18 protein-coding genes are annotated in these 15,595 nt (G+C 42.5%); 13 read left to right on the top strand and 5 right to left on the bottom strand.

Annotated elements, in window-relative coordinates:
• Positions 1-25: 25 nt before the first annotated feature.
• From hutH to hutG, 4 genes are all read left to right on the top strand, one after another.
• Positions 26-1,546: a histidine ammonia-lyase gene (gene hutH / locus FOF60_RS14460; protein WP_192471768.1), complete on the top strand. Its 1,521-nt coding sequence runs from the start codon at positions 26-28 to the stop codon at positions 1,544-1,546.
• Positions 1,547-1,574: 28 nt separating this feature from the next.
• On the top strand, positions 1,575-3,242 hold the full coding sequence (hutU, locus tag FOF60_RS14455; protein ID WP_192471769.1) for a urocanate hydratase: 1,668 nt from the start codon (positions 1,575-1,577) through the stop codon (positions 3,240-3,242).
• 81 nt (positions 3,243-3,323) lie between these two features.
• The gene (gene hutI, locus FOF60_RS14450; protein WP_192471770.1) at positions 3,324-4,604 is read left to right on the top strand and encodes an imidazolonepropionase; all 1,281 of its coding nucleotides are present in this window, start codon (positions 3,324-3,326) and stop codon (positions 4,602-4,604) included.
• Positions 4,573-5,514, top strand: a complete 942-nt coding sequence (gene hutG / locus FOF60_RS14445; RefSeq protein ID WP_192471771.1) for a formimidoylglutamase — start codon at positions 4,573-4,575, stop codon at positions 5,512-5,514. The genes hutI and hutG overlap by 32 nt, the downstream gene beginning before the upstream one ends.
• A gap of 75 nt (positions 5,515-5,589) precedes the next feature.
• Here the strand turns inward: hutG and FOF60_RS14440 are convergent, their stop codons facing one another.
• The 3 genes from FOF60_RS14440 to FOF60_RS14430 all read right to left on the bottom strand — a co-directional run bounded on the left by FOF60_RS14440 (position 5,590) and on the right by FOF60_RS14430 (position 6,844).
• Entirely contained in the window at positions 5,590-6,024 is a 435-nt protein-coding gene (locus tag FOF60_RS14440; RefSeq protein WP_413632757.1) for a spore coat protein, read from the bottom strand.
• A gap of 26 nt (positions 6,025-6,050) precedes the next feature.
• Entirely contained in the window at positions 6,051-6,485 is a 435-nt protein-coding gene (locus tag FOF60_RS14435) for a spore coat protein (RefSeq protein ID WP_192471772.1), read from the bottom strand.
• A 134-nt stretch (positions 6,486-6,619) separates the two neighbouring features.
• A complete protein-coding gene (locus FOF60_RS14430; protein WP_192471773.1) occupies positions 6,620-6,844 on the bottom strand; it encodes a spore coat protein in 225 nt (74 codons plus the stop codon).
• Between the two features lie 205 nt (positions 6,845-7,049).
• On the opposite strand from FOF60_RS14430, the gene selB reads away from it, so the two are divergent.
• Positions 7,050-8,933, top strand: coding sequence for a selenocysteine-specific translation elongation factor (gene selB / locus FOF60_RS14425; protein ID WP_192471774.1), 1,884 nt, complete (start codon positions 7,050-7,052; stop codon positions 8,931-8,933).
• A 490-nt stretch (positions 8,934-9,423) separates the two neighbouring features.
• Here the strand turns inward: selB and FOF60_RS14420 are convergent, their stop codons facing one another.
• A complete protein-coding gene (locus FOF60_RS14420; RefSeq protein WP_413632755.1) occupies positions 9,424-9,963 on the bottom strand; it encodes a DUF3231 family protein in 540 nt (179 codons plus the stop codon).
• Between the two features lie 180 nt (positions 9,964-10,143).
• Here FOF60_RS14420 and FOF60_RS14415 point away from each other — a divergent pair, with 180 nt between their 5' ends.
• The gene (locus FOF60_RS14415) at positions 10,144-10,725 is read left to right on the top strand and encodes a hypothetical protein (protein WP_192471775.1); all 582 of its coding nucleotides are present in this window, start codon (positions 10,144-10,146) and stop codon (positions 10,723-10,725) included.
• A gap of 30 nt (positions 10,726-10,755) precedes the next feature.
• Here FOF60_RS14415 and FOF60_RS14410 read toward each other — a convergent pair whose 3' ends face one another.
• Entirely contained in the window at positions 10,756-10,959 is a 204-nt protein-coding gene (locus FOF60_RS14410; protein WP_225650135.1) for a YbbN family protein, read from the bottom strand.
• 238 nt (positions 10,960-11,197) lie between these two features.
• Between FOF60_RS14410 and FOF60_RS14405 the strand changes: the two genes are divergently transcribed.
• From FOF60_RS14405 to FOF60_RS14375, 7 genes are all read left to right on the top strand, one after another.
• On the top strand, positions 11,198-11,794 hold the full coding sequence (locus FOF60_RS14405; protein WP_192471776.1) for a class I SAM-dependent methyltransferase: 597 nt from the start codon (positions 11,198-11,200) through the stop codon (positions 11,792-11,794).
• A gap of 118 nt (positions 11,795-11,912) precedes the next feature.
• Positions 11,913-13,034: a DNA polymerase III subunit beta gene (gene dnaN, locus FOF60_RS14400; protein WP_192471777.1), complete on the top strand. Its 1,122-nt coding sequence runs from the start codon at positions 11,913-11,915 to the stop codon at positions 13,032-13,034.
• Between the two features lie 22 nt (positions 13,035-13,056).
• Entirely contained in the window at positions 13,057-13,767 is a 711-nt protein-coding gene (locus FOF60_RS14395; RefSeq protein ID WP_192471778.1) for a class I SAM-dependent methyltransferase, read from the top strand.
• A gap of 28 nt (positions 13,768-13,795) precedes the next feature.
• Entirely contained in the window at positions 13,796-14,197 is a 402-nt protein-coding gene (locus FOF60_RS14390; protein ID WP_225650136.1) for an HIT family protein, read from the top strand.
• Positions 14,178-14,633, top strand: a complete 456-nt coding sequence (locus tag FOF60_RS14385) for an NUDIX domain-containing protein (RefSeq protein ID WP_192471779.1) — start codon at positions 14,178-14,180, stop codon at positions 14,631-14,633. The genes FOF60_RS14390 and FOF60_RS14385 overlap by 20 nt, the downstream gene beginning before the upstream one ends.
• Positions 14,634-14,644: 11 nt before the next feature.
• Positions 14,645-14,818 carry a hypothetical protein gene (locus tag FOF60_RS14380; RefSeq protein ID WP_192471780.1) on the top strand — a complete coding sequence of 58 codons (174 nt, stop codon included), beginning with the start codon at positions 14,645-14,647 and terminating at the stop codon, positions 14,816-14,818.
• Between the two features lie 112 nt (positions 14,819-14,930).
• Entirely contained in the window at positions 14,931-15,536 is a 606-nt protein-coding gene (locus tag FOF60_RS14375) for a LysE/ArgO family amino acid transporter (RefSeq protein ID WP_192471781.1), read from the top strand.
• Positions 15,537-15,595: the final 59 nt, after the last annotated feature.

Raw genomic sequence — 15,595 nt, 5'->3', positions numbered from 1 at the left:
ATCCAGTAATCAGGAGGTTACGAGAATGGTTATTTTAACAGGGGAAACGTTAACTTTGGAGCAAATCAGGCAAGTTTGCTATCTCGACGAGGCAGTCGCAATCAGTCCCGATAGTATGAAGAAGGTTGCTGAAAGCAGGGAAGCCGTAGAGAAAATTGTAGCCGATAAGCGTACGATTTATGGAATAAATACAGGATTCGGCAAATTCAGTGATGTCATCATTAATGAACAGGATGTCAATGCCCTGCAGTTAAACCTAATCAGGTCGCATGCATGCGGAGTGGGGGAACCATTTCCAGAGGTCGTTTCACGAGCAATGGTCTTACTCAGGCTCAATGCCTTGATTAAGGGGTTTTCCGGGATCAGGCCGGTAATCGCTGAGAGGCTGAAGGAATTGCTCAACCTGCAGATCCACCCGGTTGTTCCGCAGCAAGGCTCACTTGGCGCCTCGGGTGATTTAGCGCCGCTATCGCATCTGGCACTAGTACTGTTAGGTGAAGGCAAAGTGTTTTATGAGGGAAGGGTTTGTGCAACAGAAGAGGCTTATAAGAAAGAAGGTCTTGAGCCAATTGTATTGCAGGCAAAAGAAGGCCTTGCACTGATTAATGGAACCCAGGCAATGACGGCAATGGGTGTTGTCAACTGGATTGAAGCAAATGATCTGGCACATCAATCAGAGTGGATATCTGCCCTAACAATGGAGGGTCTTGAAGGTGTCATAGACGCATTCCATCCTGCGATCCATGAAGCGCGGGGCTACCAGCAGCAAATGGATGTAGCGGAGCGCATGAGAGATTTATTGGCTGGCAGTAAGCTGACGACACGACAGGGTGAAAAAAGAGTCCAGGACGCCTATTCACTAAGATGCATTCCTCAGGTACATGGAGCATCATGGCAAGCCCTCGATTATGTAAAAGAAAAGCTGGAGATTGAAATGAATGCAGCAACGGATAATCCCCTGATTTTTGATGGCGGAGAAACAGTCATATCGGGAGGCAATTTTCACGGGCAGCCAATTGCGATTGCGATGGATTTTATGAAAATAGCTGTTGCTGAATTTGCCAGTATCTCTGAAAGAAGGATTGAAAGATTGGTAAACCCGCAACTAAATGACCTGCCCCCATTCTTAAGTCCACAACCGGGACTTCAGTCTGGTGCGATGATCATGCAGTACAGCGCTGCGTCACTAGTTTCTGAAAATAAGACTCTCGCTCATCCTGCCAGCGTGGATTCCATTCCATCCTCTGCCAATCAGGAGGATCATGTTAGCATGGGAACTATTGCAGCCCGGCATGCACACAGTATCATCCAAAACGTTAGGCGCGTTCTGGCAATTGAGTGTATTTGTGCCCTGCAGGCAGTCCAATATCGTGGTGTAGAAAAAATGGCACCTAAAACAAGAAGCTTCTATGAGGAAGCAAGAAAAATAGTTCCCTCCATTACTGAGGACAGAATTTTCTCTGAAGATATCGAAAGACTTGCAGAATGGCTAAAAAAAAATAAACGCCAGTGGACAGCTAAAAAAAGACAGGAAAGCCTGGTTTGAAATCTAAAAATTAAGGAGAGTGGAAAAAATGGCAATCGAAGCAAAACGCAATATTAAAGCAAAAAAAGGTCTTGAACTAGAATGTAAGGGATGGGAGCAAGAAGCTGCATTGAGGATGCTTTATAACAATCTTGATCCAGAGGTCGCTGAAAAGCCGGAGGATCTTGTTGTATATGGCGGAATTGGCAAAGCAGCACGGAACTGGGAGGCATTCGACGCTATTGTTGATACGCTCCGCAGGCTGGAAAATGATGAGACGATGCTTGTTCAATCCGGTAAACCTGTCGCTGTTTTCAAAACACACAAGGCAGCACCAAGAGTTTTAATATCCAATTCCGTCTTGGTTCCTAAATGGGCCAATTGGGACCATTTTCATGAACTTGATAAAAAAGGCTTGATGATGTACGGACAAATGACTGCAGGAAGCTGGATTTACATTGGTTCACAGGGAATCCTTCAGGGCACATATGAAACATTTGCCGAGGTTGCAAGACAGCACTTTGGGGGCACCTTGAAAAATACTATTACATTGACAGCTGGACTTGGAGGCATGGGTGGAGCGCAGCCTCTCGCAGTCACGATGAACGATGGGGTGTGTATTGCTGTTGAGGTCGATCCAGAACGGATCAAAAAGCGGATAGATACCCGATATTGCGACCGGGTGACACATTCAATTGATGAAGCCATTGGGTGGGCTAAGGAAGCCAAGCATAAAGGAGAAGCCCTATCAATCGGTCTGGTCGGAAATGCAGCCGAAGTTCATCTTGAATTATTGTCCAGGAATTTTATAGTTGATATTGTAACAGACCAGACTTCTGCACATGACCCGCTAAATGGGTATATTCCGGTTGGTCTTACTTTGGAGGAAGCAGCTAAACTTCGCGTGGATAATCCTGAAGAGTATGTAAAGCAATCTTCTTTCTCAATGGCTAAGCACGTCGCATCCATGCTTGAATTCCAACGGAGAGGTGCAGTGACATTTGATTACGGCAATAACATCCGTCAGGTTGCCAAGGATCATGGGGAGGAGCATGCTTTCGATTTCCCTGGTTTTGTTCCAGCTTATATCAGGCCCCTGTTCTGTGAGGGAAAAGGACCGTTCCGCTGGGCAGCTTTATCAGGAGACCCGGCTGATATCCACCGGACAGATGAACTGATCAAGGAGCTATTCCCGGAAAATGAAGCCCTTCAGCGCTGGATTGACATGGCTCAGGAAAAGGTGGAATTCCAGGGTCTGCCTTCACGGATTTGCTGGCTTGGCTATGGTGAGCGAGTGAAAATGGGATTGGCAATCAATGAACTCGTTCGAAAAGGTGAATTGAAAGCACCGATTGTAATTGGACGCGACCATTTAGATAGTGGGTCTGTTGCCTCTCCAAATCGCGAAACAGAAGCAATGAAAGACGGCAGCGACGCAGTCGGTGACTGGGCGATCCTCAATGCACTGGTCAATGTCGCAGCTGGTGGCTCTTGGATCTCTGTCCATCATGGCGGCGGCGTAGGGATGGGATATTCCCTTCACGCAGGAATGGTCGTAGTGGCGGATGGCACGGACCTTGCTGAAGAAAGACTTAGAAGAGTACTGACTACAGATCCAGGAATGGGTGTAGCCCGCCACGCAGATGCAGGTTATGACAAAGCGATTGAAACAGCGAAAGAAAAAGGCGTCGATATCCCAATGCTACCTGAAATGTAAATAGGCAGTGTTTGGAATGATTGAAACAATATATTGAACTGAAATCAACAGCCTGATTTTAGAGAGAAAGGGTGGAGAAGATTGACATACGATTTGATTATTCATAATATCGGCGAGCTTATTTTACCCAAATGCTCTGACAAGCCACTAAAGGGGCATGCAATGAAAGAGCTGAACATACGTGAGAACGCGGCATTGGGGATCCTGGATGGGAAAATTGCCTGGCTGGGTTCGACTGCTGAAGCCGGAGCACTTAAGGCTTCCGAAAAAATCGATGCTAAGGGAAAGGTTGTTTCCCCTGGTCTCGTTGATCCTCATACTCATTTGGTTTTTGGGGGATCTCGTGAACATGAACTATCTTTGAAGCAAGCTGGAGTGCCTTACTTAGAAATCCTCGCTCAGGGAGGCGGAATTTTATCGACGGTAGGGTCTACTAAAAAAGCCACAGAGGATGAATTGTTTGAAAAAGCTTCCTTCCATTTGGAGAGAATGATTTCTTACGGGGTCACGACTCTGGAAGCTAAAAGTGGGTATGGCCTGGATGCAGATACAGAGATAAAGCAGCTGAGAGTGGTCCAAAAATTAAAGGAAAAGTACCCCGTTTCTGTCGTATCGACATTCCTCGGCGCACACGCTGTTCCGCCAGGGTTCAAAGGGAAAGAAGAAGAGTTCCTGGAAGATATGGCAAAGCTGTTCGATGATATCAAGGAAGCCGAACTTGCCGAGTTCGTCGATATTTTTTGCGAGACAGGTGTATTTACCATCGAACAGTCAAGGAAGTTTTTACAACTGGCAAAAGAAAAGGGATTTGGCTTGAAGATTCACGCTGATGAAATTGATCCGCTTGGCGGAACTGAACTGGCGGTGTCACTTGGAGCTGCAAGTGCAGACCACCTGGTTGCGGCCTCCGATGAAGGTATCAGACAGCTCAGCGAAGGGAATACAGTCGCTGTTTTATTGCCTGGAACAACATTTTACCTCGGGAAAGACCATTATGCACGTGCGAGAAAGATGATTGATGAGGGTGCGGCAGTCGCTTTGGCGACAGATTTCAATCCGGGAAGCTGTGTTACTGAAAACCTGCAGATGATTATGTCTCTGGCTGCATTAAAGCTGAAAATGTCAGCGGAAGAAATCTGGAATGCGGTCACAGTCAATGCTGCCCATGCAATCGGAAAAGGATTCGAGGCAGGGACATTAGAGAAAGGTCGATCAGCTGATTTTGTCATCTGGGATGTGCCAAACTATAAGTATATTCCGTATCACTTCGGTGTGAATCACGCACAAAGTGTTTTCCATTCTGGTAAAAAACTTTGGGAAAGGACCGCTTATGGTGAAATTCAGTTATCTTCAGCCCGGTAAGCCTGCGGTTTTCAAGGATCAATTTGTCACGAAGGTAAATGAGTGTCTTATACCTTATTCAGAAGGAGAGAAAGGGAACATCGGCTTAATCGGTCTTCCCTTCTCCAAAACATCCATTTCTTTATCACAGGCCTCCGATGCGCCGAAAACAATCAGGGCAAGCATGAGTTCATTCTCCACTTTTTCAGGAGAAAAAGAGAAAGATTACACCGGGATTAGAATCATTGACTTTGGCGATGTGCATACCCATCCAACTGATATGGAGGAATCCATCGAGAGACTGCATATCAGTGTCAGGGAGATGCTTGAAAAGAACTCCTGTCAAAGGTATATCATGCTGGGCGGTGACCACGGTGTCAGTTATCCTTCCATACGCGCTTTCAAGGAACATTACGGTGAAGTAGGGGTTATTCAATGGGATGCACATCATGATGTAAGGAACCTGGTTGACGGCGGTCGGACAAATGGCACGCCATTCCGAAGTCTTATTGATGGTGGTCACCTGAAGGGTGGCAATCTTGTCCAGATAGGGATACGTGATTATGCGAACGCGAAGGAATATCATAATTATACAAAAGATAAAGGGATTTCTGTCTATACAATGGAAGATATTGAGATGACAGGAATCATCCCAATTATAAAAAAAGAGATTAAAAGACTATCTGAATTAGTAGATTTTATCTACTTATCTGTTGACATGGACGTCGTAGATCAAGCTTTCGCGCCAGGTTGCCCGGCAATTGGACCGGGTGGGATAACCAGCAGGGAATTGCTAGCGAGTATCACCGCTGCCGCTTCCCATGAAAAAGTTAAGGCGATGGATATCGTAGAAATAGATCCATCGAAAGACTTCCGGGATATGACAAGCAGGCTGGCAGCCGCCACTATGCTGCGTTTTATGTACAATTAACACACAAATCAAACAGCCTGCAGACTTTTTAAGTGTCTGCAGGCTGATTTTTTTTTGGTTAAAAATGAGCGGATATTATAAAATATCCAGCTTGGCAACCAGGGTAACCAGAATTTGTAGGAGCGCCTGGATATTCACGGCGATATCGGTATCAGTTGTCTTGACCTCAACATGTTTTGATCCTTCAATAATGGTTTTTTGTGTATTTCGCTGTTTAGTTTTGATCACTTGTTTGATTTCATTGACGACAGCTTTACCTTTCTCAGAATCTCCAATCGCAATGCTAATGACAGCAGCAATTGCAGCCTGGAGTCCTAGTTGAAGGGAGATAGCAGCCTGAGTATCAGTTGTGTGGACATCAATGCATTCTGAATCTTTGATGATAATCCATTCAAAAGACTGTTGCTTTGTGACCATCTTTTGATCGGCTTCCTGCGTCACATCCGCTTCATTTCCCTTTCCAGTATCACAGTGATCCAATGCTCTCCATTTTTTTTCCTTGCTCATCATTTTCACCTCTTTCAAGATTTAATAGATTACAGAATGTCCAATTCAGCAACGAGGGCAACCAGAACCTGCAGTAATGCCTGAACATTGACTGCTACATCTGTATCAGTTGTAGTGACGTTGACATCTTTGGAATTATTGATGATGATTTTTTGTGTGTTAGACTGTTCAGTGCCCATTTCCTGAATAAGCTGCTGGGCGACGTACTGGCCTTGATCAGAATCGCCAATTGTGATGCTGATAACTAATGCGATAGCTAACTGAAGGGCAACCTGCAAGGAAACCGCAGCTTGCGTATCGGTAGTATGAACCTTGATGTTGCAAGAGTCTTTAACCCAAATTAATTCATCAGAGTCCTGCTCTGTATACTCCAACTGGGTTGCCTCCTGCTCCACATCCGCTTTTTTCTTGCAGCTTTTACCAGAATGGTGCGGTTTATGGTGATCATGATAATAGTTTGACATTGCTTTCACTCCTTTTAATCTAGTATGGAATATCTTATTAATGAAACCTCCGGATAGCTTGTGTATATACCCTAAATAGAGTCCCATTTTGAAAAAATAGACACCCATTTATAGGGTGTCTGGGGGTTAGTCTATTATTTTTTCTCTGAATCTTTATTAGGCTTGCTGTTTCCATTGACGAATGACTCCACTTGCTTGCTTAAGTCTTCAACTAATTCTTTGATGGCCATCTTCTTGTCATCCGTAATCTTATCCTTTATATCCTTCTTGCTAATGCCATTTTTCTGCAGGATGTCTGTTACAAACAGGTCAACAAGACTACTTGGAATCGGGTTTGGCTTTTGTTGATTGTCACTCAATTTAAACACTCCCTGAAAATTATTTCGTCTTATTAATATATGAATGGAAATTTGATATGGACAGGGCGGAAACCTTGGACATTGAGATGTTCTTAATTTTTTAGCACGAATAGGCAGAAAAATAACTGTCTGATTTTCGTTGCTTGAACTATTTGGCTTTTAAAGTTAGAGTTATTTTATACATATCAAAAGAAGGTGTAAGCATTTGAGCAAGAGGTATTTTACCATTGGGATGGCAGGTCATATTGACCATGGGAAAACGTCGCTGACCAAGGCGCTAACGAACGTGGATACTGACCGGCTGAAAGAAGAAAAGGAACGTCAAATTTCAATTGAACTTGGCTTTGCGCCATTATATGAGGATGAGGATCTGCAAATTTCCGTTGTGGATGTGCCGGGACATGAGCGCTTCATCCGCCAGATGATTGCCGGCGTTGCTGGAATTGACCTTGTAGTACTGGTAGTTGCTGCGGATGAAGGTGTCATGCCACAAACACGGGAACACCTCGATATTCTTGGATTCCTCGGAATCCGTTCAGGTATTATTGCGATTACAAAAATTGACCGGGTTGAAGAAGAGTTCGTGGAACTTGTGAAAGATGATATCCTTGGTGAACTAGAAGGGACAGTCTTTGAGGATGCGCCTTTCATGATGGTCGATAGTCTATCCAAAAAAGGAATCCATGAATTAAAAGAATTGATTATAGAAACGCTGAAAGAGCAAGAGATGCGTGATGCCAAGGGTGCCTTCCGACTGCCAATTGACCAGGTATTTACAGTTAAGGGACAAGGTACGGTCGTCCGAGGTACTGTATACGAAGGGACAGTCGAAGAGGGCCAGCTGCTAAAAGTCCTTCCGTCTGGAATTGAAGTGAGGGCACGTCAGCTACAGGTGCATCATCAGCCAGCAAAAACAGCTTTCGCCGGCCAGAGGGCAGCCATCAATCTATCGGGGGTTTCACGTGACGATCTAGAACGCGGGGAAGTCCTTGTTTCCTCTGAACATTTTATTGTAACGAATACAATTGATGTCGCTATAAGAGTGGTCGAGGACCTCGAGCATTTGGTTAAACAAAGGACGCCAATTAAGTGTCATATCGGTACCGTCGAAGTAATGGGTCGGATTGTCTTTTTTGACCGAAATGAATTAAAAGAAGACAATGGGGAAATCCTTTGTCAGCTGCGTCTGGATGAAAAAATTGTCACGAAGCGCGGAGACCGGTTCATTGTCCGCCGGCCAAGTCCTCAGGAAACGATTGGCGGCGGGTGGGTAATTGACCCGCGTGGAAATAAATATCGATTTGGACAGCAGACAATAGAAGAGCTGGAGAAAAAGAAGGCAGGTACACCAATTGAACGAATTAATGCCGCTTTATATGAAGCAAAAAGTTTATCTGTCGAAGAACTGATTAAGCGGACAGCTCTGGATGAAGGAGCGATTTTAGCCAATCTGAACGATGAACAGTTTGTCCGGATTTCGAATAAGGAATATGCCCTTGTCTCAGTTGTCGAACTCATTGAAGAGGATATCAAGGACCGGCTGGAAGATTACCACCAGGAAAACCCTATGAGAACCGGGATGAACAAAGCTGAACTGCTTCAGTCACTGCAAAAAACTTTCTCGAAAACTTTGCTCGAATTCATTATCGATAATGGCATCAAAAAGGGCTTATTTTTCAGGAAAGAACAGTATATTTACCTGGCAAGCTTTGCTCCTCATGTCCCGAAAAACTGGGTAAAGCGAACAGAGAATATGCTTAACGAGCTTAAGAAGGATGGACTGAAGGTTGCTTATTTGAATGATTATATAAAAAATGCCGGCATCCCCGATTCCATTTCGGCTGAGTTGAAACGATTCCTTGAAGACCAGGGAGAGATTGTCTTGATTGATGATCAATATGCCTGGTACGGAGCTCATTTTGCGGATGCGGTTGAAAGACTAAGAAACCATACAGGGGATGAGTTTGATGTAGCCCAGGCTAAAGAAGCAGTGGAGTTATCGCGGAAATACATGATTCCTTTCCTTGAGCGACTTGATGCACTCGGATACACAAGAAGAGTGGAGAACAAGAGGATTTGGCGGAAATAGTAAAAGATGAGTTCACATCGATTGTGGTATGGAATATTTATTCCACCCGCTATTTAATGATTAAACCGAACCCAGATTAACTTCAGACAAAATTGAAGGAGATCCTCGTGATTATGTCTGAACCGCGGTCAACTTCGGACAAAATCGAAGGAGATCCGCATGATTATGTCTGAACCAGTATCAACTTCAGACAACTTTGTAGGAAATCAACGGAAAGTTGTCCGAACTAGGGTCAACTTCAGACAACTTTGAGGGAAATCAACGGAAAGTTGTCCGAACTTGTGTCAACTTCAGACAACTTTGAGGGAAAACAACGGAAAGTTGTCTGAACCTGGGCCTACTTGGGTTAAGGTAGAAGGTGAATAGCGAGATTTTGTCCGACCCTAACCAATTTTCAGGGCAAATCACCATGTACAATAAATAATCAATCAAAAACAGCAGTCCTCTGGGAGGATCTGCTGTTTTTGTAAAGTTTACATAATATTATTATTTAACTCTCCGTGGACTTAACTTGTAATGGAGGAGGAATTAACCATCCTTTTGTTTTATTCAGTTTAAGCATCTTAGCTCCGAATTGTGCTTTGGCCATATGGAACTGTCCATACATTAATCCAATGTCCTCCCTGATGGCTTGACCAATCATCGTGCTGGCAGCTACTAAGCCTTCCGCAACGTCCTTCGAAACTGCAGCGGCAATTTCAGGGTCACTGAATCTTGCTCCCGGTGGAATATCTTCCAGGTGGGCAACCGGGCGTTCAGGAAGTGAGGGAGGAAGACCAATCCCGTTTGACTTAAGCAATTCTTCAACCTGCTTGTTTTCTTCCTGCATTGCTTCAATGGCTTCTTGAACAAGCTTTTTCAGATCCTCATCACCAATATGATTGATAAATGTCTGGTAAGCTGCAATTAGTCCGTGATTGACGGATAAATGGCTCCACGTGCCATATACCTCACCATAATGCATTGGTTCGTCTTTAGGATTCCCGCTTAATATACCCATGATTGCACTCCTTATCGTTTCTATATTCATGTTTTGTCTCCTTATGAAAGGAAGTCGATCCTTTCATTATTTTGCTTTATGGAAAGGTATTCATACCCTAATCTAAATGGAAATTTATACAAGGTATAAAATTCAGTCAATTTTAATGCATTATATCCATCTTTCGTGATGAATACGTATGTTACAGTATAGGTGAAAGGGTGATTTCTTTTGAATAAAACAGTTTTGACAGTAATTTTTACAACCAGTGTTTTGATTGCTGGCTGTAATAAAGAACAGGCAGATGTTAATGATCAGGATCAGAAGACGATTGAACAGGCGGCTTTGGATAGTGGAATTGCAACAGACAATATTATTTTTTCTGAGAAGACGAATAATAAAGATGCTTTTTCTATATACGAAAGTATCAATGGGTACGGTGTCATTCTGTATGTTAAAGAAGATAAAGGCTGGCAATACCGGGGAGCTTCAGGTTTTGAACATTCTGCTTCCGGCCCCACCGATCCTATTTCCTTGGGAGCATCAACATGGTTACGGGGAGTGTATTCCCAATATGGGGATAATACATATAGAACCGTGTTTATTGGAGAAATCTTTCAGCCGGAAATTGAGAAGATAATTCTAGAGGTTAACAATGGCAAGTATAATGCCGAAATTATAACAAGCAATAACAGGAAATACTGGTACCACCAATCGGATGTTGAAAATGCCCAAAGCCTTGCAACTAAAATCTCTGCATATTCATCACAAGGAACATTAATATACGAAAATCACCTAAGCCCGGAAGAATGAAAAAGAGCTTGGTTTTGCCCAAGCTCCTCCTCATTCACCGTAAAAACCATCGTAAATTCTGTTGAGATCTTCCCTAAGCTTTTCAACCTGGACAAATCTGGCTTCCCTTAAATATTCTCGCCCATCTGCATAGAGTACGAGCACGGGAACGGTAAAGGCCATCAGGAAACCTGCTATTTCTTCGACCTTACCAGCATTGACCAGACCGGTTTCGATTTTAGGGAAATCTTTCATCACTTCCTCAACCTGAGGAAGCAGACCGTGACAGACACTTCAGCTATCGGTCAATACATAAATGAAACTTAATTCGTTATCATTAATCAAGCTTTTAACTTCGTCCATTGACATTAATTCTTTCAACATAATCCACCTCCTTTTCTTTTCTTACCCATTAAAAAATAGGTTAGCCTTATGTTCTTTAATCATACTAAAAAAAGGGTATTGGGTATAATAATCAGGAAGGAGTGAGCGTATGGGAAATCCGTGGAATGAACGATTTGGCTCTGAGCAGTATGTTTATGGGGAAGAGCCGAACCTTTTTATAAAATCACAGGCAAATAGGCTGGAGAAGGGAAGTAAAGTTGTATGCTTTGCTGAAGGTGAAGGCAGGAATGCTGTTTACCTAGCAAGACAAGGTCTTGAAGTAACAGCATATGATTATGCGCAGAATGGCTTGAAAAAAACTGAAGCACTGGCTCATCGTTATGGAGTAGATATCAAAACAGAACAAAAAGATTTAATCCAAGACGAGGTACCAGTTGAGGAATTCGATGCAGCCATCATGGTTTTTGGCCATTTTTCCAAGCAGGACCAAAAATCGGTATTCGACAAATTGGTATCGGCTGTCAAATCTGGAGGCATAGTCATGCTTGAAGTTTATTCAGAGGACCAGATACAATATGGAACAGGCGGGCCCAAAACATTAGATATGCTATACGATCCAAAAGACCTTTTAAAATGGGTTAAAGGGTTTAAAGTCATGCATTTCTTTTACGGAGAACAGGAACGAGTTGAAGGTCAATTGCATACCGGAGTAGGGCATGTAATCCAGGCAATAATCGAAAAATAAAGCTTTGTATATTAAGCGATTCTTCTGGAAAAGAAGGTCGCTTTTTTTCTATTTTTACAAGGATTTTCCATAATTTTGTCGAATTAATTAATATAGGTGAAATGAAGGGAAAAAGGTCATGAAATTTAAAATTGATAGAAGCAGTTTTTATGAAGTATTATCCGAATTAAGCAGGAGTATATCAGCTAAAGCGGAGCCGCAAATCATGAACGGGATAAAAATGACAGCTCATTCTGAAGGGGTGACTCTTATCGTCAGCAATCATTTGTTTTTTGTTGAAAAAACAATCCCGCTCGAGGCTAAAGGGCAGTTGACTGTTTATGAAACAGGAAGCGTTGTGGTTCCTGCCAAATATTTAGTTGAATTGGTGAAAAAGCTCCCTGGAGAACTGACGGTTGAGTTAATTGGTCAGCATAAACTATCAATCAAGACTGAGGAAATCTCTGTCGTGTTGAGCAGTTTTGACGTTGAGGCATATCCTAACACTCCAGTCCTGGATCTTGGTAAGGGTGTGCAAATACCTGGCCCCCTTTTAAATGAAATGATAAGCCAAACGGCGTTTGCTGCTTCGTCAATTGATAACCGGCCAGTTCTGACCGGATTGCTGGTCACTTTACAGGAGAACAAAATCATATGCGCAGCCACCAATTCTCACAGATTAGCGATGAGGGAAAGCGAAATTGAAATTGATATCGAAGGATCCTATATAATACCGCTAGCATCAGTTAAAGAATTCATGAGACTATTCAACAGTTCCAAGGATTTGATAACTGTATATATTTGTGGAAATCATCTCGTGTTCAAAACTCTTAACCTTGCAATGTACACAAGATTAATTGAAGGAAACTATCCTAATCTTAACAGTCTCATTCCAGCACATCCAAAGACAATGATTACTGTTCAAACCTCCAAGTTATTAAAAGGAATCGACCGCGCCAGTTTATTTAATCGGGAATCAAGGAACAACAATGTGAAATTGGAATTAATAAATGGAAGCACCCTTAAGATTACCTCCTATTCCCCGGATTTAGGCAAAATTGAAGAAACTCAGCAAATCATTGATGTATATGGTGAAAAGGAATTATCACTATCGTTGAACAGCATCTTTTTAATCGAGGCGTTAAAAGCTTTTACGGAAGAAGAAGTTACGTTGAATTACTCAGGATCAATGAGGCCGATATTGATAAAACCAAACAGCAACAAACGTCACCTCCACCTTATATCACCGGTGAGAGGATAAACACGAGATTTTGGAGGGTATTATGAAAGAAACCATACATAGTTACGAGGACTTATTAATAATGCTAGATCATCTTCTGAAAGAAAGTAGTGAGTTCAATTGGGATCAGTTTTACTCTGATCGGGAAAGAAAAGTTCCTTTTTTTGAAAACCATCCTGATGAGAACTTAGTGGATTATATGGAAAAGAGCAGGATAACAGCGGGAAAAGCGCTGGAATTAGGCTGTGGACCTGGAAGGAATGCTATTTATTTGGCCAGAAATGGCTTTCATGTTGATGCCGTTGACCAATCGGCAGAAGGATTGGACTGGGCTATAGAAAGGGCAAAAGAACAGAAGGTACAAGTGAATTTTGTTCTGCGTAATATATTTGATTTGGATATTGAAGAGGATACTTACGATCTCGTCTATGATTCTGGCTGCTTCCACCATATCCCGCCTCACAGGAGAATGGATTATATCTCCCTCGTTAAAAGAGCCTTGAAGCCTGGTGGATCCTTTGCGCTAACCTGCTTTGCAGAGGGTGGAGAGCTTGGCGGAGCTGGCATTTTCGATTGGGAGGTATACAGAGGCAGAAGCATGCGAGGCGGTTTGGGCTTTACTGATGAAAAACTCAAAGGGATTTTTCGTGATTTCACAGCGGTTGAAATCAGGAAAATGAGAGATATGGAAAATGAGACAAAACAATTCGGAAAATCCGCATTATTAGCTGCATTATTCAAAAAGGAAAATTAGCTCAATTGTTACGGAGTGGAGAAAAATAATGAAAAGAGGTGTTCAAATGATTCCTGAACAAAGATGGGAAGATTTCTATTGTGATGAGGTATTATCCGGCAAGACTATGGTAGATAAGGTGTTTGAAACGGATCATACTCTCGCATTTTACCACACTCGGTCATATTATGAGGTGCATATTATTGTCATTCCCAAAAAACATATTTTATCTTTTTTATCAGTATCCAATGAGGAAGCCGAGATTATGAGTGATGTTCTCCAGGTAGTGAAGCAGGCTGCTTCTATGCTTGAAAAAGATTATGGCGCATGCACGATTTCTACAAACATTGGAAAATACCAGAGCAATAAGCATATGCACTGGCATGTCCATTTTGGCGCAAGAGTACGTGACGAGCAAGGACGGTTGCTTGATGGTCACGAAGCAGAATAATGGTTTTGAATTGATCGAAATTCTAGAAATCAAAGAATTGGATATGGGGCAATACCAGCCGCTGGCAGGATCGTATGCGATTATTAAGGTGAAGGGTCAATATTTAATTGGATACAACATCTTCAGGCAGCAATGGGAAGTGCCGGCAGGAAAGAGGGAGAAAGGCGAAGCACCTTTGGATTGCGCTCGAAGAGAACTTCTTGAAGAAACAGGACAAACCGTCGTTAATCTTAAATTTATTGGCCTGGCGAGGGTGAAAAATTTACTAAACGGAGCAGAAAAGTTCAATCCATTATATTACTCTACAACTAATTCTTTGCGCCCCTTTCGACAAAACGAAGAAATGTCTGATATAAGACTCTGGGATCTTGAAGAAAATCTACATATCGACCAGGTTGATTTGGAAATATTAGAATATGTGAGTCTATTAAAATAAAAGGAGTAAAAATGAAGAAGAAATTAAATTTTCCTCAAGTGCTTTTCGCAAGCTTCTTTATTGCAACAATTCTGACGTTCGCCAATCAAATGATTGCTTGGGAAAATAAAATCTACTCTGGAATCTTTGCATTTATTATCACTTTAGCTGTGTTCAGTATCTCAGAGAAAATATTTAAAGATTAATTAAAAAGGACTTAGGCCTAAGTCCTTTTCTTGTGTAAATCAGCTGTATAAGAGGTATGGCTTGGTGGATTAGTTTTATTGTTAAATCTGAGTGTGGTAGAAGGAGAAAAATATGCTAGCTGCAGGAATTCATGGTTTCATTCTCGCTTTCGGGCTGATCCTTCCGTTAGGTGTCCAAAACGTGTTTGTCTTCAACCAGGGATCGATACACAAACAATATAGGAGCGTTCTGCCCGTTATCCTGACAGCTTCGATAAGTGATACACTCTTGATCACTTTGGCTGTTTTGGGAATATCGGTAATCGTTCTGCAGATTGCCTGGCTAAATACATTACTTTTAACAGCCGGGATACTATTTTTAATCTACATGGGTTATTTAACCTGGAGAAGTAAGCCATCGGAAGTTACAGCAGAACACGAAGCTTTTTCTCCAAAAAAACAAATAACCTTTGCTGCTTCGGTTTCTTTGCTAAACCCTCATGCGATCATGGATACAGTCGGAGTGATAGGAACGAGTTCACTGACTTATTCGGGACCTGCGAAATTCACTTTTGCTTTGGCCTGTATTTTAACTTCCTGGATTTGGTTTTTCGCCCTTGCTTTTGTTGGCCGTCAAGTAGGGAGGTTAGGAAAATCAGCGGGTTTTCTCGGTATCTTAAACAAAGTATCCGCTATGATTATGTGGGGAACAGCCATCTATTTGGCACTGGCTTTTTAAGGGTTAGGCCCATTGAGCACAAAAATAGAGCTCTTCATCGTGAATGAAGGACTCTATTT

The organism is Mesobacillus jeotgali (genome assembly GCF_014856545.2).
Classification (GTDB): Bacteria; Bacillota; Bacilli; order Bacillales; family Cytobacillaceae; genus Mesobacillus.
This window is presented reverse-complemented; position numbering and strand designations above follow the sequence as displayed.